At 60.3% G+C, this 20,967-nt stretch carries 9 protein-coding genes; 7 read left to right on the forward strand and 2 right to left on the reverse strand.

Features of this window, described 5'->3' with window-relative positions:
- Nucleotides 1-51 precede the first annotated feature (51 nt).
- The 4 genes from JFU47_RS31525 (at nt 52) to JFU47_RS31535 (ending at nt 2,939) form a co-directional block, all read left to right on the forward strand.
- Complete coding sequence (locus JFU47_RS31525) at nt 52-1,005, forward strand: diiron oxygenase (RefSeq protein ID WP_201188267.1); 954 nt, start codon at nt 52-54, stop codon at nt 1,003-1,005.
- A gap of 80 nt (nt 1,006-1,085) precedes the next feature.
- Nucleotides 1,086-1,508, forward strand: coding sequence for an MAPEG family protein (locus tag JFU47_RS31530; RefSeq protein WP_201188269.1), 423 nt, complete (start codon nt 1,086-1,088; stop codon nt 1,506-1,508).
- A 230-nt stretch (nt 1,509-1,738) separates the two neighbouring features.
- Nucleotides 1,739-2,140, forward strand: a complete 402-nt coding sequence (locus tag JFU47_RS33220; RefSeq protein WP_242485193.1) for a hypothetical protein — start codon at nt 1,739-1,741, stop codon at nt 2,138-2,140.
- 58 nt (nt 2,141-2,198) lie between these two features.
- Complete coding sequence (locus JFU47_RS31535; protein ID WP_140679982.1) at nt 2,199-2,939, forward strand: Mut7-C RNAse domain-containing protein; 741 nt, start codon at nt 2,199-2,201, stop codon at nt 2,937-2,939.
- Nucleotides 2,940-2,980: 41 nt separating this feature from the next.
- Here the strand turns inward: JFU47_RS31535 and JFU47_RS31540 are convergent, their stop codons facing one another.
- The gene (locus JFU47_RS31540; protein ID WP_201188271.1) at nt 2,981-3,676 is read right to left on the reverse strand and encodes a tRNA (adenine(22)-N(1))-methyltransferase TrmK; all 696 of its coding nucleotides are present in this window, start codon (nt 3,674-3,676) and stop codon (nt 2,981-2,983) included.
- Nucleotides 3,677-4,560: 884 nt separating this feature from the next.
- On the reverse strand, nt 4,561-15,603 hold the full coding sequence (locus tag JFU47_RS31545; protein WP_201188273.1) for a peroxidase family protein: 11,043 nt from the start codon (nt 15,601-15,603) through the stop codon (nt 4,561-4,563).
- Nucleotides 15,604-16,283: 680 nt separating this feature from the next.
- Here JFU47_RS31545 and JFU47_RS31550 point away from each other — a divergent pair.
- The 3 genes from JFU47_RS31550 to JFU47_RS31560 are packed head-to-tail and all read left to right on the forward strand — an operon-like array spanning nt 16,284 to nt 20,697.
- On the forward strand, nt 16,284-18,020 hold the full coding sequence (locus JFU47_RS31550) for a type I secretion system permease/ATPase (RefSeq protein WP_129436876.1): 1,737 nt from the start codon (nt 16,284-16,286) through the stop codon (nt 18,018-18,020).
- 6 nt (nt 18,021-18,026) lie between these two features.
- A complete protein-coding gene (locus JFU47_RS31555; protein ID WP_201188275.1) occupies nt 18,027-19,367 on the forward strand; it encodes an HlyD family type I secretion periplasmic adaptor subunit in 1,341 nt (446 codons plus the stop codon).
- Nucleotide 19,368: 1 nt separating this feature from the next.
- The gene (locus tag JFU47_RS31560; RefSeq protein WP_201188277.1) at nt 19,369-20,697 is read left to right on the forward strand and encodes a TolC family outer membrane protein; all 1,329 of its coding nucleotides are present in this window, start codon (nt 19,369-19,371) and stop codon (nt 20,695-20,697) included.
- Nucleotides 20,698-20,967 lie beyond the last annotated feature (270 nt).

The following is a 20,967-nucleotide window of genomic DNA, read 5'->3' on the forward strand; positions in this document are numbered from 1 at the left end:
CGTTAACCGTAATGGCCCCTTCCAACTCGACCAGGGAAGCAGGAGATCGATATGAACACCGTCGCTACCATAACCAGCTCAGATTCGGGCAACGCCGCCCGTTATGCTCAACTTGTCAGATCATCGAAAAAAGCGGAATGGCAGATCGATCGCGATTTGCTGCAGGAGCGCAGCTTCGACTTCTCGCGCAAATTCTTGCCCGACGGACTATCGCGGATCGACCGCCTGACCTTTCTCGCTGCGGACGAGGCGCGCCTGCTTAGCCAGATTCAGGGCCGAACCTATGCGTATATCTTTGGCCTGGTCGAGCGTTTTATCAGTGCCAAAATGCTCGATCAAGGCCGAGCCCATGTGTTTGACGATCAGCTCGCACTCGAAGCGCTGGTGCGCTTTTCCAACGACGAGATCAAGCACCAGGAGCTGTTCCGGCGCATGGAGACAATGATTGGTTCGCAATTGCCAGCCGGATATCGCCAGGTTGCCGACCCAAACGATGTGGCGCGTTCGGTACTTGCGGCCAGTACCTGGTCGGTGCTGGCGCTGACCTGTCATATCGAGCTGTTTGTTCAGGCGCACTACACGCAAAGCATCGCCCCGCGGGAGGAGTTGTGCCCACTGTTCAAGGATGTCTTCAAATTTCACTGGAAGGATGAAAGCCGGCACGTCGTGCTCGATGAGCTGGAGTGGAAGGCGGAACACGCAAAACTCTCGCCAGCCGAGCACGAGCAGGCAGTGAGCGATCTGATTGCGCTGGTGGCAGCCGTCGACGCAATCCTGCAGGCACAATCGGCGTCCGATGCCGACTACTTTATTCGAAATGTTTCACGATCGTTCAGTGTCGATGAGACAGCGCAAATCAAAGCCTGCGTGCTGAGCGCCTACCGCTGGCAATACATTATTTCGGGCGTGCAGCATCCACACTTTGGCCGGCTGCTTACCCGTATGACAACACCCGCACAGATGTCCAGGATTCAGGCCGCACTGGCACCCATCATGAGCCATTGATCGACAGGTGCGACCGACCGCGCGTCGGTCGCGCGACAGTGGGATGACGTGCCGAAAATGATTGATTGAGGATGGCAGCCATGACGATTCCGATGTGGATGCTGCTTGGATTTGCGACCTGGACTTTACTGTTGTTGATGGCAACCGTCGGGGTATATCGCTGGGTCAGGATCCTGTTCTCGAATGTTCCGATTGCTTCTTTCCGAAGCGATCAGCTCGAAGGCCAGGATTGGTATCGGCGCGGGACAAGAGCACACGCAAACTGTGTGGAAAATCTGCCGGTCTTTGGCGTCATCGTGTTGGTGATTTCAGCCCTTGGGGTCGACGGCCCTGCAGTGAGCTACTTGTCCATAATCGTCCTGATCGCTCGCGTCTGCCAGTCTCTGGTTCACGTATCCCATGTGCAAACCGATACGTTCGTGGCGGTTCGGTTTACCTTCTTTTGCGTGCAGTTGGTCTGTTTTCTAGCGCTCATTGTTATAGCCGCTTGTTACGGCGCCTGAATACTCAATTAGATCATCGGCACAGCGCGCCCGTCGATCACCGAAGGGCGCGCTGCTATAGCACAGTTCTGGACGTACAACGTTGGCTATTTAAGCAGTGGTTCCCTAGAACTTTTCCCTATTTATCTGTCTATGTGGATAGGCACATCCGCTCGGTAAGCGCGAACCCGCAGGCTTCCCGCAGCCAGATGGCCACACGTCCGATTGTCTATCAGAGGTTGTCTTCGCTCATGAAATTTCATGACCCACGGATGGTGCTCTTCGGCCTGTTCGCCGCGTTCGCGGCAGTGGGCTCGGCATCAGCAACACAGATGAAGACCTCAACCCCTGTTTTCGCAGCAGAAGTCACAGCCGTTGAGGCTCCTGCCCAGGCCGCCGGCAACCCTTGGCCGACCTTGGCCAGTATGGCCGGCAAGCAGCCAGGGCCGTTGCTTGCCCATGACGACCGATACTGGCGTGACGGCCGTTGGCACGATCGTAGAGACGATTGGCGCCGAGACGAGTGGCGTAGAGACCAGTGGCGTAGAGAGCAAGCCCGCCGAGAAGCCGAACGCGATCGTGATTGGGACCGCCACCAGGATCGGGCCATGCGGCACCGCTACGAGGACGATCACCGCTACTATCGTCGCTAGGCGCAGACGATGTCCGGACTAGACTCGCTCATCCTGTAGCCCTGCCATACTGTACAGCATGACCCGTGCAACCTTCCGCTTCTACGAGGAGCTCAACGATTTCCTGCCGGCCGAACGGCGGCGGCAGTCATTCACCTGCGAGTGCGCACGAGGGGCGACGGTCAAGCACATGATCGAGGCGCTCGGGATACCGCACACGGAGGTCGAATTGGTGCTGCTCAACGGAGAGTCGGTGGGCCTTGAGCGGGTGATCTTCGACGGTGACCGGCTGGCGGTGTATCCCAAGTTCGAAGCGCTGGACATCAGCCCGCTGCTAAAGGTTCGTGCGCATCCTTTACGGGTGCTGCGCTTCGTCGCTGATGCGCACCTGGGCGGGCTGGCCAGCCTGCTGCGCATGAGCGGCTTCGACACCCTCTACGACAATGGTTTCGAGGATGGCGAGATCGCCGAGATCGCTGCGCAGCAAGGACGCATCGTGCTAACCCGCGACCGCGATCTGCTCAAGCGGCGAATCATCAGCCACGGCTGTTACGTGCATGCCCTGAAACCGTCGCTGCAGCTGCGCGAATTGTACGAGCGCCTCGACCTGGCGCGTAGCGCGCGACCATTCAGCCTGTGCCTTCATTGCAACCTGCCGCTGCGCGAGATCAGCCCGGAACTGGCCCGGCCGCAGGTGCCGCCAAGCGTTGGCGCCCTCTATTCGCACTTCTTGCGCTGCGACGCCTGCCAGCGGATTTACTGGGAGGGTTCGCACTGGCGCGGCATGTGTGCACTGCTGGCACCTCTGCTGGACCGATAGCCGAGCGCATCGACTTTTTCGTACAAACCCTGGACCGGGGCTCAAGCCAGCAGTTCGGTGATCCACCGGGCCTGCCGGGTGATGTCTTGCACCTTCTCCTCGGGCACGGCCTGCCGCGCACGGGCGAAGTGAGTCAGGGTCTTCTGCTTCTCGCGCAGTATGCGCTGCCACTTGATCAGGAACGCCGGGCTGCGTGCCTGCATCTGCAGCGGGCCGAAGTAAAGCTCCTCGGCGGTGTACATCACCGGCCCGGCGCGCTCGGCGACGATGATTTCGTAGTCGAAGCCATTTTCCCGCAGCAGTTCCTCGCAGAGGATGCGGTAGCCATTTTCCATCAGCCATTGGCGCAGTGGCTGCTCGCCGCCGTTAGGCTGCAGAATCAGGCGCTCCTGGCCGCTCAGGCGCGCCTTGCCGCTGTCGAGGATGTCGCGGATCGTCTCACCGCCCATGCCGCAGATACTGATCGCCGTGATCCCGTCACCCGGCTCGATCGCCGCCAGGCCATTGGCCAGGCGCACGGTGATCCGCAGGTCTTGGTCGTTCTCGCGCACGGTGCGTTCGGCCGAGCGGAACGGCGTCAATGCCAGCTCGCCGGCCACCGCCGCCGCGATGGCGCCACGGCGCATCAACGCCACCGGCAGGTAGCCGTGATCCGAGCCGATATCGGCCAGGCGAGCACCTGCTGGCACATGCGCCGCCACGCGCTCCAGGCGCATGGACAATGTCTGTTCGTTCAACTGCAGTTCCTTTTTTTCGGTGTCCGCATCAGGTCGATATCAGCAGGTCGCGAAAGGCGCAAGCACGTATCCCGGCCATAAACGCACAGAGCGTTCCAGAACCGGCCTCCAATACCAACCAAAGCTATCTGTAATATTGCCATACCCACGTTGAGAGAAATCCCCCATGAATGGGCTGTATTACCCGCATCCTGTTTCAACTTGTTTGATGGAGAACCAGCCACAGAATCAGGCGGCCTCGCCGGCGGGGAATTATAGGCTGTTTAGTTTTTTGGCATAGAGAATGCCGTGAGTTCACTAGCGCATTAATTGAGCGTTTGAAGCGCTGTTACCGCTGGAAAAACAACTTTCCTGGGGCACTCCCTATACATGCAACCGTTGCCTTGAAAAACACCTGCGCCACAGATCAGGCGCGCATTCCTAGCCCTTCTGAGGAGTCACTTTGATGCGCGTCGAGCCGCTAATCCTAATGCGGGTACTCATTCTTTTCATTTTTGCGATAGGGGCAGCCTGGAGTCTTATCATCTTTTTCAGCAGTTAAGAGTCAGCGGGAAGCATTCATCATGTTGGGGTTACAGGTGACCCAAGGTGATCTTGTTCGCAGGCAGTGCTATTGAGTTGCACGACAGTCATTCGCTAATAACCCGTCGAAGACCGCATTTATCCAATTTGGATCGCTGCCTGCTGCTCTCGATCCAACGCCTTTTCCCACTCCCCACTCAAATGTTGATCGAGCGTTTCCTACGGTCCGACATACCGACCTGCCAGGGTGGTTCACCCATTTTCAGCTCAACAAACAGCCAGTTTTTTTAAAGAAAAAAAGGGAGGGCATCCATGCCCTCCCCTCCGCTTTTCACGCGTCTGCGACAGTACTGATCAGGACCTCAAGTGGCGAGAATGAAGTCTGCGGCAGTGACGGTTGTTGCATCGGCCACACCGACCAGGCGGATGGAGTCAGCTATTCCTGCGGAGCTGATCAAGGTATCCGCACCGACATCGGTGATGATGACGCTGCCGGCAAAGGTCGCAGCAGTGACGCCGAACGCGGAAATATCGAGCCGGTCCTGGCCTCCCACCGCGTTGGCATCGAAGCCGATGATCTGATCGGTCCCGAAGCCCGCTGCGAACATGAAGATATCGTTGCCACTGCTGGCAACCATCATGTCGTTGCCGGCACCGCCAGTGACCGTATTGTTGCCAGTACCGCCATCGATAAAGTCATTGCCGGTACCACCCAACAATATGTCGTTAGCGTCACCACCGAGCAGCGTGTCGTTGCCTGTTCCACCATTCAAGACATCCGCCCCATCACCGCCGTCGAGGCTGTCATCGCCAGTGCCGCCGTTCAGGGTATCCGTGCCAATGCCACCGAACAGTTGGTCGTTACCGGCGTCGCCATTCAGTGTGTCGTTGCCGCCGTTGCCGGTGAGGATGTCGTTGCCGTCGCCACCATTGAGGGTGTCATTACCCACCCCGCCGGTGATGACGTTATTCAACCCGTTACCGTTGCCGACGAAGTTGCCGACTCCGGTGTAGGTCAGATTTTCGACATTAGCGCCCAGCGTGTAGCTGGCCAGCGAGGTCTGCACGGTGTCCGTACCACCACCCGCCACCTCGACCACCACGTCTGCGGCTGCATCGACAACGTAGGTATCGTTGCCGGCTCCCCCCACCAACCGGTCAGCACCTGCACCGCCATTGAGGAAGTCGTTACCCACCCCGCCGGTGATGGTGTTGGCTAGCGCGTTACCGGTACCGGTGAAGTTACCGGCTCCCGTATAGGTCAGGTTCTCGACGTTGGCACCGAGCAGGTAGTTCGTCAGACTGGTTTGCACCAGATCGGTACCACCACCCAGCGCCTCGGTGACGGAGTCACCGACGTTGTCGACCACAAAGGTGTCGTTGCCGGCACCGCCGTTCATGGCATCCGCGCCGAGCCCACCGTTGAGGATGTCGTTGCCGTCCTCGCCATTGAGGACGTCGTTGTCGTCTCCGCCGTTGAGGATGTCGTTGCCAGTGCCGCCAAACAACTGGTCGATACCGGCGAGGCCATTCAGCGTATCGTTCCCGCCCAGGCCAAGCAGCACATCGTTACCCGCGGTGCCGGTGAGGGTGTTCGCCAAAGCATTGCCCTGCAGTACCACGCCCTGTACCACAACCGCCGCCGTCGCCGCAGAGGTCACCGACTCCAGCGTGCCGAAGCCATCGGTGTAGCGCACGATCACTCGCAGTTGCAGATTGACCTGCGCCGCACCAGGGGTGAAGGTCGCAGCAGTCGCGCCGTTGATGTTAGTGAAGGACGCGCCGACACCTTGCTGCCACTGGAAGCTGAAGGTGCCCAGCCCATCCGGATCGGCAATCCCACCCGTCAGCGCGGTCAGCACCTGCCCTTGATCCGGTGTCGTATCGCTGATCAGCAACGCGCCTGTCGGTGCATCGTTGACGTTGGCCACCGGCCCCAGGATGTTGGACGAAGCGCTTTCGGCCGCACCGAAGTCATCCACGTAACCGACCACCACGCGCACTGCCTGGCCGACCTGAGCCTGGCCAAGCGCGAACGTGCTACTGGTAGCTCCGGCGATGTTGACGAAGCCAGGCCCGTTGTTCGCCTGCCATTGGTAGGTGAACTGCGGATTGCTGAGGCCATCAACGTCGATGATGCTCGCCGGGTTAGCAGTCAACACCTGGTTCTGCACTGCAAGCCCGGTTACGGTCGGCCCTGCAGTCGGTGCATCGTTGACGTTGTCCACCGGCCCCAGGATGTTGGACGAAACGCTTTCGGCCACACCGAAGTTATCCACGTAACCCATCACCACGCGCATTTCCTGGCCGACTTGAGCCTGGCCAAGCGCGAACGTGCTACCGGTAGCGCCGTCGACGTTGACGAAGCCAAGCCCGTCGTTCGCCTGCCACTGGTAGGTGAACTGCGGATTGCTCAGGCCATCGAGGTCGATGATGCTCGACGGGTCAGCGGTCAACACCTGGTTCTGCACGGCAAGCCCGGTAACGGTCGGCCCTTCGGTCGGTGTACTGTTCCCCGACGAGTCGACGATCTCCAGCGTGCCCTTGGCATCCTGGTACACCGCACGGACGCGGATGTTCAGACCTGCCACATCGTCCGCCACCCGGTAGGTGGTGCCGATCGCCCGCGATACCTCGCCAGCGGCGACAAAGGTGATGTCTTCAAAGACACCCGTGCCGGGAATGTTTTCGACTTGCCAGTAGTAAGCCACCCCACCGGTCACCGCACCGGTCGGATTGGCTACGCTTTGGTTGTCCGCGTCGTGTACCGCCGAATCACTGACGCGCAGCAACTGGCCGGCGACCGGCGTTTCGTCACGCACACCGGTGGCAGCATCGAGGATTGCCAGATGACCCGATGGGTCTTTGTTTTGGGCGGTGCCAACCCCGGACGACTGCGCAACGTCAGCGAACTGCAGACGTTCGATCCCGGTCAGGCGATCGACACCATCACGCCCCGCCACCGAGTCGGTCACGATGACCGTGTTGCCATCGATCTCGATGCCGTATTCGCCAAAATTGCCGGAGAACAGCGCGGTATCGAAGTTGTCAGTGCCGGTCAGAATCTCCCGCACGATGACCAACTGGCCCGGGTTGTAAGTGCCGTTCAGCATCAGCGGCACCATCGGCTCCATGCTGTCGAACGTGGCGATTTCCGGGCCAGTGCCATCCGCGTTCGCCCGTACGCTGATGCGTACGTTCAGCCACTTGTCACCATCGATGATGTCGTCACCACCGCGACCTTCGATCAGGTCGCTGCCGCTACCGCCGAGAATGATGTTGCCGCCATCGAAGAACGTCGCTCCGGCTGGCAGCAGATCCGCCAGGCCATTGATCAGGTTGATGTTGGTCAACACACTGCCCGTTGCGCCCGCAGTGGGCAGCGATGTGGCGTCTTCGTTGTCACCGCGCAGGAAGTCACCGTGGGACGAACCCGACAGACCTTCCACGATGTCGAAACGCACCAGCGCCGAGGCCCCCGAACCCGGGACCGGCGGAACATCGAAAAAGCGGTCGCTGTAATCGATGGTCACACCCTGTGCGAGCCCTTTGAAAGTCGCCCAGTCATAGCCTGAGCCGCCGATATAGCGGTCACCCATGCCGAGACTGCCGACCATGATGTCGTCGCCGCCTTCGGCATTGAACTTATCGTTCTCGTTACCGCCAATGAACACATCGTTGCCGATCACCGTGTCGTTGCCGAGCGGGTCGAAGTTGTCGCCAGGTGCACCGTCCGAAGTGCCCTTCTCGATCCAGTCGTCGCCTTCGTTACCCATGTCCTGTTCGTTGGCTTTGCTGCCCAGAATGAAGTCGTTGCCCTGGCCACCAATGGCTTCGGAAGCGTCCTCACCGGTCACGATGAAGTCATTGCCGAAACCGCCGATGATCAGGTTGACGCCGTTGCCTCCGTGCAGCACGTCGTTGCCGTCGCCACCCTGGATGTTATCGTCGCCGCCGAGGTCGGTGATGATGTCGTCGCCGGCGCCACCGCGCAGTTGGTCGTTGCCATTACCGCCTTCAATGCGATCGTTGCCGCCGTCACCCCAGACCGTGTCATCACCATCACTCGAAACGAGGATGTCTGCGCCGTTGGTGCCGCCCAGCACGATGTGCTCTTCACCCGTGTACTTGATGTAGTTGGTGTCCGGCCCCGTGGTCAGCGGATTGTCGCGGAACACCACCTGCTCGCCGTTCTCGCCAAGCGGATCGGCGTTGCCCAGTCCATCGTTGTACTGCTTGCTCTGGTCCCTTTCCAGATAGAACCCAGGGTCCGAGAACACCAGGCCCGGCAAGTGTGTGGCCGAGGTGTTGGCCATGATCAGCTTGGCGAACGAGTTGCTTTCCAGTTCGGCATTCATCGACAGGCCAGCGGTACGCTCCAGGTAGTAGAAGCGGTCACCGTCCTGCAGTTTTTCCAGCTGGTTCTCGAACACGAAGTTGAAGGTCGAGCCGAGCATGCCGCCGAACGGGGTTTTCTCTTCGGCCAGGCCGCCGATCCAGAGGTCGATGGCATCGACGCCCGTGATGGTCACACCCTTCAGGTCGTCGGCAGTCCCCAGCACGCCATCCTTGCCGGCCAGCGTTACGTTCGCCCACGCACCAGTGCCGTTGAGGAAGTCCAGTCGATCAGCCGGTGCACCCGTACCACCAAATACCAGCGCCATGGCTGCATCGCGCTTGCCTTCCAGCGTGGTCGCTGCGGTGATCGTTCCATGCGTGCCATAAGCCGCGATAAAGTTGATCAACGACTCCGGATGCTTGAGGTGCTGCACCAGGTCGACCCAGCTGCTGTACGGTTTGAGGATGGCATCACCCGTCTGGCTGTAGATGTCGCGGCGCACCGCGTTGAACGAGGGAATGCCCACGTCGCGCCCACGGGCAATATTGAGCGCCGGCAGGTCAAGTGGCAGGCCGAGCAGATTATTGCGCAGCGCCTCGGTGACGAACTCGTCGATTTCATTACCGGCTTGTCGAGTCAGCCCACGCACGATCGCACTGGTCGCATCCTCTGGCGTCACACCGCTGGCGGCGTACGCCAATGGGTTGAGGAACGCCGCGATCAAGCCCATTTGCTGATCGGGATCAGCGCTGTTTGGATCGCCAACCACGTTGAAATCGACGTCGAAGCGATCGACAGTCTCGGTCAGCATCGAGTGGCCAAACCGATACACGGTGTGGGCGAACTCGGCGACGATCGAGGCGTCGAGGTCAACGTCATAGACCTGGGTCGGTGCGAAGAACAGGTCGACGTTAGGCTGGATGGTTCGGGCAAACTCCTCGAACACCAGGTGCTGATACTGCATCTCGGTGCCGAACTTGGCCGCCTGGAACAAGCGCTCGCCATTCCACACCAGCGCATCGATCTCGGCCTGGTTGGCGGGCAACGCGCTCACTGGAGTGAGCAACCACTCGTTCAGGAAAGCCACGTCACCCGAATCGAGCACGGTGTCCTTGGTCTGCGCGACCAGTCGATTGTGCTCGGAGTGGAAGATCGCATGCACCGTGGTCAAGCCGATGTTCTCGTTGACCCGGCCGTCGCCAGCGATGTAATGCGCATCAAGCAACTCGTTGTCGTAGGCCAGGTTGGCCCCGGTCTGCGGATTGAACGGCACTGCGTTGCCAATATCGGTATCCGCGTCAGGCATGAGCACGCCACCGCTGAACACCGGCGCTGCATTGTTGTTAATGTCGACGAGGAACTGGTGACTGGTGCGCACCGCATTGGTCAGGCTAATGGGAGAAAGTGGATTGCCTTCGACGAGGACGTCATCAGCCGTGCCACCAAGACCGTCAGCACCCTTCATCACGACCATCGGGAAGCCGTTCGGCCCCTTGATGAAATTGCCATAGGCGTCGGTCGCCAACAGCGGGGCGTTATCGACGTCGGCATCGGTAAGGTGGATACCCAGAATGTCGTTGGCCTGCGCCTTGACCACTTTCCAGGTCGCCATACCACCGATTTCGGTGTCGTCTGCGGTACCAAACTTGCCATCCGCCCCCAGGTCACGGTTAGTGATCAGCCTGCCGGTCGCGATGGGGCCGTTGTCGGTAAGCTCATAACCGCGCAGGAAAACCTGGTGTGATGGGTGCGAGCTGTAGGTCTGGTTTTGGTCCACGAACGGCGTCGTGGTGTTGGTTTGCTCATGGATGTCGTCGGCCGTGCCGAGAATGCCATCCGCCCCTGGCAGGTTGGTCGCGCGGGTCAGCACCATGAAATTGGAGCTGCCGCCAGGCACATACAGCGGATCATCCGGTTGCAGCGGGATGAAGACGGTGCCCGAACCGCCTTTGGTGACCAGATCGAGACCATGATCGAAGAACTGCCCGAAGAAGGTCATCCACGAGTTGAACGGCGCGGACAACCCCGCATCCGGCGCGGTGTTCTCAAACATGTACACATCCTTGTCATCGGCAGTACCAAACTGGCCGTCCATACCCGGGCTGGCGACTATCCGCACACCATCCTTGAGGATGTCGTCGTTACCCGCCGTGCCGAAGTTGAGCACACCGTCCGCACCCGGGTCGTAAGCCGTGGCGTAAGCCGCCGGGTTGTGCGACGTCTGGTCGACGATCAGATTACTGATGGTGCGCGGCTGCGAGTCAAACACATAGCCGCTGGTCTGTTGATACGACGATCCCGGAATGGCCGGCGAGCCGGGACCGAAGAAGCCGGCAGGCGCACCTTCCGCAGGATTGAACACCGGATCGGTCAAACGCGGAAAGACGTTATCGGCAGCACCGAACTCGGTGTTGTTGATGCCATTGAGGTTCATCAGGTTGTTGTTCGAGCCATCGACAGCACGCAGGCCCAGTGGCGCGCGGATGTTCGGGATCAGCGAAAGGATGTCCTGACCATTCGCGTCAGCCTCGGCAATCTTGATCTGATCAAGGATGAAGTTGAGGTCAGAGCGGACCATGTGCAGGCCCGCGCCACCCGCAGTGGCATTGACGACCGGCACCTGCGCCGTCGGCACAACCGGCGCGCCGGGAGCCACCACGTCAGTCGGCTGCGAGAACACCACTTCAGTCGTGCCATGACCATCCTGGTAGATCGCCTTGACCCGCAGTGACAGCCCGGCAAGATCCGGGGACACTTTGAACGAGGTGCCGTCTGCACTCTGGAACGCCAGGTCACCCGCAGGCAGCAGGATGATGTCTTCGAACACGCCGGTGCCGGGGTTGGCTTCGAACTGCCAATAGTAGGAAACCGAAGTGTTGTTGACGAGACCCTGCAGGTTACCCACGGTGATGTTGTTGTCATCGCGCACCCCGGCCATGCTCACGGTCAGTGTGTCGCCCACTGTAATGTCGCCGCCGTTGCCATCCGTGACAGTCGGCCTGCCGACCGGTTGCGCATTCAGCCCCGGCACCAGCACCCGCTGGGTGTCGGCGAATTGCAGGCGTTCGATATGCAACAGGGTATCGGTGCCGTCGCGTCCCGCTACCGTATCGGCCACGGTCCAGACATCGTCCGCCAGGTTGGCCGTGCCACGGGTGTCCTGGGTCACCGTGTACTCGGACTGAAGCCCGGAGAAAATCGCGGTGTCGAAGGCCGCCCCGCCCGTCGAGGTGCCGGACAGAATTTCCCGCACAGCCTTGAGCTGACCCGGGTTATAGGTGCGGTCCAGCATGAACGGAATCATGTCGACCATGCTGTCGAAGGTGGCGATCTCGGGGCCGGTATGGTTGACGTCGCCAGGGGCATAAACCGCGATTCTGACGTTGATCCATTTGTCGCCGTCGATCAGGTCATCGCCCCCACGGCCTTCGATCAGGTCACTGCCATTGCCACCGAGGATGATATTGCCAGTGGCAAAGCCGGTAGTCGGCAACCCGGCATCGGCCAGGAACTGGTCCAGTCCACGGATCAACGCCACATTGGTCAGCGCACTGCCTGTGGCACCACCGTGGTTGACGATAGTGACCGCATCGACATCATCGCCTTTGAGTACATCGGCGAATTTCGACCCGGACAAGCCTTCGACCTCTGCAAAACGGTCGAGGATCGAGGCCGGCGAGGCGCCGACCGGATTGAACACCCCGGCGTTCTGGTTTGGCGCGTTACCGTGTGGCTGCGCCAGCGCGGCCAAGGACAGGTCAACGGTCACGCCGACCCTGTCATTTTTGTAGGTCACCCAGTCGAAACCGGACATGCCGTCCATCTTGTCCTGGGCATCACTGCCGACAAAGATGTCATCGCCACCTTCGCCGATCATTTCGTCGAAGCCACCACCGCCGACAAAGATGTCGTTGCCGACCACATCGTCATTGAGCAGCGGCGAGAAGTTATCGCCAGGCGCACCGTCCTGGGTGCCCTTCTCGATCCAGTCATCACCTTCGTTGCCGGTAGGAGGCAGGTTGGTCTTGGCACCGAGGATGAAATCGTCACCCTGACCGCCGAAGGTGGTGGTGATGTCTTCAGTGGTGACAATGAAGTCCTGGCCATCGCCTCCGAGGATCAGATTACCTAGCACCTGCATGCGACCGGCCACGATCACGTCGTTGCCGGCATTGCCTTCCAGGCGGTTGTCGCCGAACGAGTCGGTGATGATGTCATCGCCGGCGCCACCCAGTACCGCATCGTTCCCGGCGCCACCTTCGAGGCGGTCGTTGCCTGCGTCGCCGTAAACAGTGTCATCGCCCTTACCGGAGACGATGATGTCATTGCCGGCGGTGCCACCCAGAACGACATGGTCTTCACCGGTGTAATGCAGATAATTATTGTCCGCACCGACGGTGTCGGGGTTGTCGCGGATCACCAGCGGCACGATTTCCACGCCGTTGATCATGAGGCCGCCCGTCGGATCGGCGCTGCCGTCCACGCCAAGGTTAGTGAACTGATTGGCCTGATTCACTTCCAGGGTGAAGGTCGGCGTCAGGAACACGGTGTTCGACAGGTGGGTGACATCGGTGTTGAGCATGATCAGCTTGGCAAAGGAGTTGTTCTCCAACTCGGTGCCGAAGTTCAGGCCCGCGGTACGCGACAGGTAGTAGAAGCGGTCGCCGTTCTGCAACGCCTCCAGCTGGGTCTCAAACACGAAGTTGAACGTCGAGCCGAGCATGCCGCCGAACGGCATCTTCTCTTCGGCGAGGCCACCGACCCAGAAATCGATGTCGTCGAGGCCCGTGATCGTCACACCCGTCACGTCGTCGGCAGTACCCATCAGCCCATCCTTGCCGGCCAGCGTTATGTTGGCATAGGCACCGGTGCTGTTGAGGAAGTCCAGGCGGTCAGCCGGTGAACCACCACCGCCGAATACCAGCGCCAAGGCTGCAGCGCGCTTGTCTGCCAGTGTGGTCGCCAACGTAATCGTGTCATGCGTGCCAAAGGCAGCGATGAAGTTGACCAACGACTCGGGGTGCTTGAGGTGGTCTGCAAAGTCAGCCCAACTGATGTACGGCTTGAGTTGGCTGTCACCGGTTGATGCGTACATCTCACGGCGCGCTTCATTCAACGTGGGGATGCCCGTGTCGCGACCACGCGCCATGTTCAGGGCCGGCAAATCGAGCGGTAGACCGAGCAGATTGTTGCGCAACGCTTCAGTGACGAACTCGTCGATCTCGTTGCCGAGCTGGCGGGTCACACCGCGAATGATCGCCCCTGCCGCTTCGTCCGCAGTCGCCCCGCTGCCGGCGAATGCCAGCGGGTTGAGGAAGGCCGCGATCAGACCCATTTGCGAGTCCGGGTTGTTCGGGTCAGTGAGCAGCGGATTGAACTCGGGGTCGAAGCGATCAACGGTCTCGGTCAACATCGAGTGACCGAAGCGGTACACCACGTGGGCGAACTCGGCGAGGATTGCCGGGTTGATCGAGGTGTCATACCCGTTGGGGGCAAGGAATCCGTCGATCTGCGGCTGAACGGTCCGCGCGAACTCCTCGAACACCAGGTGCTGGTACTGCATCTCGGTGCCGAACTTGGCGGCCTGGAACAGGCGTTCGCCGTCCCACACCAACGCCGCGATTTCGGCGGGTGTAGTCGGTATCGCGGCCACGTCGTCCACCAGCCACTCATTGAGGAAGGCCAGATCGCCGGCGGCAAGGAGGGTGTCCTTGGTTTGCTGGACCAGGCGGTTGTGTTCGGAGTGGAACACATGGTGCACCGTGGTCAGGCCGATGTTCTCGTTCACCCGGCCGTCGCCGGCAATGTAGTGAGCGTCGAGCAGTTCGTTGTCGTAGGTCAGGTTGTTGCCGCCCGCGCCAACCGGCTGCGCATTGCCGATATCGGTGTCAGCATCCGCCTGCAGAACCCCGCCGACGACTACCGGCGCGGCATTGTGGGCGATGTCGTCGAGGAAGCCATGCCCGGCGCTCACGGCGTTGGCCAGGCTGATCGGAGCATCCCGGTTGCCTTCGACCAGTTGAGTGACGTCATCCGCTGTCCCGGCGATCCCGTCAGCACCGTTGCTGACGCGCATCACCACCTGCGGCATACCGCTCGAGCCCCGGATGAAGTTGCCATACGCATCGGTTGCCAGCAGCGGCACGCTATGCACATCGGCGTCGGTCAGGTTGATACCGAGAATGTCACGTGCCTGGGCCTTGACCACTGCCCAGGTCGCCATGCCGCCATTTGTGCCGTCGCCATCATCGGCAGTGCCGAACTTGCCGTCGGCGCCGAGATCGCGGTTGGTAATCAAGCGTCCCGTTGCAACAGGGTCACCTGCCGCGTTGAGGACATACTCGCGCAGGAACACCTGATGCGAGGGGTGCGAGCTGTAAGTTTGGCTTTGGTCCACGAACGGCGAGGTGGTGTTGGGCTGGCCATCATCGGCAGTGCCGAGTATGCCGTCCGCGCCGGGGGTATGCACTGCACGTGGCAGCACCATGAAGTTGGTCGGGCTGCCCGGCACGTACAACGGATCGTCCGGCTGCAGCGGAATAAACACGAAGTCGGTACTGCTCTTGGTGACCAGGTCGAGGCCGTGGTCGAAGAACTGGCCAAAGAAGGTCATCCACGAGTTGAAGCCGGCGGTCAGACCGGCGTCCGCCGACACGTTGGGGATGAAGAACACTTCCTTGTCGTCGGCCGTGCCGAACACGCCATCCAGACCGGGGCTGATCACCGGGTCGGCGCCGCCGTTCGCCGCAACCGCGGCCGGGTTGTTGGCAGTCTGGTCAACGATCAGGTTACTGATAATCCGTGGCTGCGGGTCGACCACATTCCCTGACGCGGCATAGGCCGCTCGATACTGGGCATCAAGCACGCGCAGGAAGGAATTGTCCGCGGCGCCAAACTCGCTTTGCCCGGCGACCAGGTTGTTGTAGCTGCCATCGACAGTGCGCAGGCCGAATGGCACCTGACTGTTGGGTAGCAAATCACTGAGGCTGGCGCCGTCGGCATGCGCTTCTGCGATGAAGATTTGTTTGAGGATGAACTCCAGGTCCGACTTGTTGAAATTGGCCATTTTGATTGCCCTCGATCTCTTTGGGGGAAGGACACAGGACGATAAGAATCCTCCCGCGCCCAGTCCGGTGCTGGCTTGCGCAGTGTGTTGGTTCTTTTTTTTGGCGATCGCTGACGCGGGATGGCAAAGCCGTTACACGGCCCCCCGGGATGCGCGCCTGGAATTCGCGAAAGAATGGCTCGCTCGGCGATTAGGCAGAGCGAACCCGAGCCTTGGGTGGGCCATGGAAACTTGAAGTAACGGCGAACTTCCTGAACAGCCCCTTCACTCCGCAGTAGAACGAAATCATCGACATGGTGTGCTCCATCGGGAAAATCATCACACCTTGCGTTGCCAAAAAGTTGACAGGCTTCAGGCGAGCGGCTCCCTCAATGACTGAGACTAAAGTTGCATAGCGAAAAATTGTCAATTTTACGACACGCAAAACAGACGACTGGTGATTGACCTCACAACTAGCTGTTTTTAAAAGACTTATAGATAGTTCATTGCAGTATTAGAGCGAAATGTTATTTCAGATTGTTTCGACGCCACCTACGCTGCTGGCTATGGAAGCAACGCAGAGATTTGCAGGAGATCCGCCCTAGAGCGACCACCCTGCGTATCGACAAACTGCCTGCGGACTACATCTGTTAGCTGTTGCGCCGCAAGGGCTAACGGCTTTTCGAAGAGGGGTCACCCAAATGCACAAACAATCGAGCACTCGATCAGAACTGGCTGACGCGCTTTTTCGACTTCGCCGCAGTTTTTACTCGTTGGCAGGGTTTAGCGGCGTCATCAACGTCATGATGTTGACGCCAGCTATTTATATGCTGCAGGTCTACGATCGGGCCTTGGTCAGTCGCAACGTCACAACGTTGACGATGTTGACCATTCTGGTGATAGGCCTGTTCTTGCTGATGGCCACGCTGGAAATGTTCCGCACCCGCGTGCTGATCCGGGTCGGCAACTGCCTCGACATGGACCTCAATCGACGCATTTTCACCGCAGCATTCGAGCGCAACCTGAGCCGCGCCGGAGGTAATCCGGCCCAGGCCCTGCAGGATCTCGCGCAGGTGCGTCAGTTCCTCACCGGCAATGGCCTGTTCGCTTTCTTTGATGCGCCATGGACGCCGATCTACCTGCTGGTCGCCTATCTGATCCACCCGCTGCTCGGACTGGTCACGCTGATCGGTTCGCTGATTCTGGTGGGCCTGGCTTATCTCACCGAGAAGGCGACGCAAAAGCCGCTGGCCGAAGCCAATCAGGCCGCCCTCTCCTCCGCCAGCTACGCCAACAACAACCTGCGCAACGCCGAGGTCATCGAGGCCATGGGCATGCTGCCGTCGATCGGCAAGCGCTGGTACCAAAGCCATTTGCGCATTCTGGAAATGCAGACCCTGGCCTCCGACCGTGCCGCCCTGATCAGCAGCACCGGGCGCTTCGTGCGTATCACTTTGCAGTCGCTGATCCTCGGCGCCGGCGCGCTGCTGGCGATCGAAGGCAAGATCACCCCCGGGATGATGATTGCTTGCTCGATCCTCACCGGCCGAGCGCTGGGCCCGGTGGAACAAGTCATCGCGTCGTGGAAGCAGCTGCTTGGCTGCCGTTCGGCTTGGGGCCGGTTGAACGAGATGCTGAACGACTATCCGCGCCGGCCACCGAGCATGTCACTGCAGCGGCCGCTGGGCATGCTGGCGGTGGAGAATGTGTTTGCCGGCGCCCCCGGCACCGGCAACACGATTCTGCGCGGGGTGAGCTTCAACCTTTCCCCCGGCGAAAGCCTTGGCATTATCGGTCCATCCGCCTCGGGCAAATCCACCCTCGCCCGCCTGTTGGTCGGCGTCTGGCCGGCACAGGCCGGCAAGGTGCGCCTGGACGGCGCAGACATATTCACCTGGAACAAGGGCGAACTTGGCCCCTGGCTCGGTTACCTGCCACAGGACGTGGAGCTGTTCGAGGGCACCATCGCCGACAACATTGCGCGCTTTGGCGAAGTGGACAGCGACGCGGTCATCCGCGCCGCCAGGACTACTGGGGTGCACGAGATGATCCTGCGTCTGGCGCAGGGTTATGAGACCCGCCTGGGCACCGATGGCAGCCCGCTTTCCGGTGGCCAGAAGCAACGCATCGCCTTGGCCCGCGCGCTGTATGGAGAACCCAATCTGATTGTGCTGGACGAGCCGAACGCCAACCTCGACGACATCGGTGAAAAGGCCTTGGTCGATGCGCTGGCCCAACTCAAAAACCGCGGCGCCACCGTCATTCTGATTTCCCACCGTCCCAATGTGCTCTGCGCCGTCGATAAGGTGCTGATGCTGCGCGACGGCGGCGTGCAGATGCTCGGCACTCGCGACGAAGTATTCGCAGCGCTGCGCAAGGCCAGTGTGATGCCTGCAGGCGCGTCAACTCCGCTGGCCTCCGTCAAAGCACGGGAGTAACCGATCATGCAAATGAGCCAACACACCGACATGATTCACACCGATCCCAGGAACGTGGTGGATCTGGACGTCGGTAAACCCGTGCGCTGGGGCATGTTGCTGATGGTCGCTGGCTTCGGCGGCTTCCTCCTGTGGTCCTGGCTGGCGCCGCTGGATGCCGGCGTGGTCGCGACAGGCACGGTAAAAATCACCAGCAATCGCAAAGCCGTGCAGCATCTGAGCGGCGGCACCGTGGAGGCCATTCTTGTTCGCGAAGGCGATACAGTGAAAAAAGGCCAGGAGGTGGTCCGCCTCGACTCGCTGCGTGCCGCTGCCGAACAGGGTGCGGTCAGCGCCCAGTACATCGTCAGCAAGACTGTGGAAAACCGCCTGGAAGCGGAACGTGACGGCCGCGATGTGGTGAACTACGATCCCGAATTGCTCAAGCGCTTCGGGAATGACTACCGCCTGGTGGCCGCCATGGATCTGCAACAACGCCTGCTGGACACCCGGCGTGCTGGCCTCGCAGGCGAAATCAGCATCCTGCAGGAAAACCTCGCGGCGTCGGCGGTGCAGCTCAAGGGTCTGCAGCAGGTCTATGGCGCCCGCGCCTCGCAGATCAACTTCCTCAGCCAGGAACTAACAGGCACCCGCGTGCTGGCGGCCGAAGGCTATGTCCCGCGCAACCGTCTGCTTGAGCTGGAACGCAGCAATGCCGACCTCTCCGCCGGCCAGGCCGAGAACCTCAACAACATCGCTCGCGTGCGTAGCCAGACCACCGAAATCAAGCTGCGCATCCTGCAGCGCCAGCACGATTATCTGAAGGAAGTCGAATCGCAGCTCACCGACACTGCCAAGGAAAACACCACCTTGGCCGACCGCTTGCGTGCGCTGGACTATGAAGTGACCCACACGGTGATTCGATCGCCCATTGATGGCATGGTCCAGTCCCTGAGCATCGCCACCATCGGCGGGATCATTCAGCCCGGCTTCAAGATCATGGAAATCGTTCCGGACAACGAACCGCTTCAAGTCGACGCGATGATTCCCGTGCAGGCCATCGACAAGATGGTCCCCGGCCTCGCCGTGGACATCGCCTTCCCGGCCTTCAACCATGCCCGGACGCCCAACATACCCGGCCGCGTGAAGACCGTCTCCGCCGACCGCCTGCTCGACGAGGAAAGCAAGCAACCGTTTTACCTGGCTCAGGTGGAAGTTACGCCCGATGGGATGAGCCTTCTTGGCAGCAATCACATTCGTCCCGGCATGCCTGCCAGCGTCACCATCAAGACTGGCGAGCGCAACATGATGAGCTATCTTCTCAAACCAATGCTTGAGCGTGTTGACAGCTCCTTCAAGGAACAATGAAATGGACCGTCATTGCCTGTTCTTCAGCCTGCTGGCGCTGTCCCTCCCGACCAGCGCCATGGACCTCAAACAAGCCTGGGATCTGTTGCAGTACCAAGGCCCCGTCTATCGCGCCGCCGTGCATGAAAAAGAGGCTGGTGCGCAAAACCGCGACATCGGCTTGGCCGGTCTGCTACCCCAAATCAATGCCTCGGCCTACGACAACAAGGTCAATGGCACCCAACGCCAGAGCGGCGTTGATAGAGATCTCGACTACACCTCCAAGGGCGCTAACGTGCGCCTGCGCCAGCCGCTGTTCAACAAACAGAAGATGGCCGAGTACCGCCAGGGCAAGCAGCGTGCCGACTACAGCGTCGCGGTGTTCGATGCCAAGAGTCAGGACGCCGCAGTGCGCCTGGCTGAAAGCTATTTCGACGTGCTCCTGGCCAGCGAAACCATCATCCTTTCCAAGTCCAAGCTGAGCGCCTTCGACGAGCAACTCGCCTCGGCGAAACGGCGCATGGAGTTGGGGGCCGGCACCGTCACCGACATCGACGAATCGGCCGCTCGTCGCGACCTCGCCGAGGTTGAGCTGATCGAAGCGCAGGACAACCTGGTCAACTCGCGCCGCAAGCTTGAGGAATTTATCGGTGAAACCCCCGATTCGCTGACCACCTTGCGTCCGAGCTTCGATACACCACCGCTGCTACCAAGCAACCTGCAAGACTGGTTGGTCAAAGCCCAGACCGACAGCCCGCTGATCCATGCGCGCCGTCATAGCAGTGACCTCGCCGAAGAAGAAGTGAAGCGCGCCAAGGCCGGCCACTGGCCAACACTGGATTTCGTGGCCGGCTACACCGCGGGTCAGAGCCAATCAATCTCCGAGCTGAATCAACGCAACCGCTACGCCTCAATCGGGCTGGAAGTAAACTTTCCGTTGTACAGCGGTGGCGGCACCAGCGCGTTGACACGCCAGGCCAGTGCTAATAGCTATAAGGCCCTGGACGAACTCGACGCCACGCGCCAGGAAGTCATCACCGGTACCACCCGTGAGTATCGCGGCGTACAGAGCGGCGCCCAACGTATTCGCGCGCTGGAGAAGGCAGTGGAGTCCAACGAACGCTCACTGGTTTCGACACGCAAGGGCTTCAAAGAAGGCGGCACCAGCACCAACTCGGACGTCCTCAATGCCGAAGAGCTGCTCTTCGTTGCGCGCCACGATCTGTTCGAAGCCAAGGTGCGCTATTTGATGTCGCACCTGCGCCTGGCCTCTTCGGTGGGCAGTCTGGGCGACGACGATATCGACCGGATCAACGACTACCTCGGCCCGGAACTGTTGGTGACCAACTGACTTCACCTGCGCGGCAATTTTTACAAGGTGGTCGGCAAAACCCAGGCACAACAGCGTAATGCCGATCAGTTAAGCCATTTCAGCCGCAACGCAAACCTTGTAGCAGCTGGCGAAGCCTGCGTTCGGCTGCGGAGCAGTCGTAAAACCTGAGCGCGAGGTCTTCCTGAAGCACCTCGTCGTCTGATTTCACGACTGCTCCGCAGCCGAACGCAGGCTTCGCCAGCTGCTACAGATCGCGTTACGGCTTAACTGACTGGCATTAGCCACACC

Origin of the sequence: Pseudomonas sp. TH39(2020) (genome assembly GCF_016650715.1) — a bacterium.
GTDB classification, from domain to species: domain Bacteria; phylum Pseudomonadota; class Gammaproteobacteria; order Pseudomonadales; family Pseudomonadaceae; genus Aquipseudomonas; species Aquipseudomonas mandelii_C.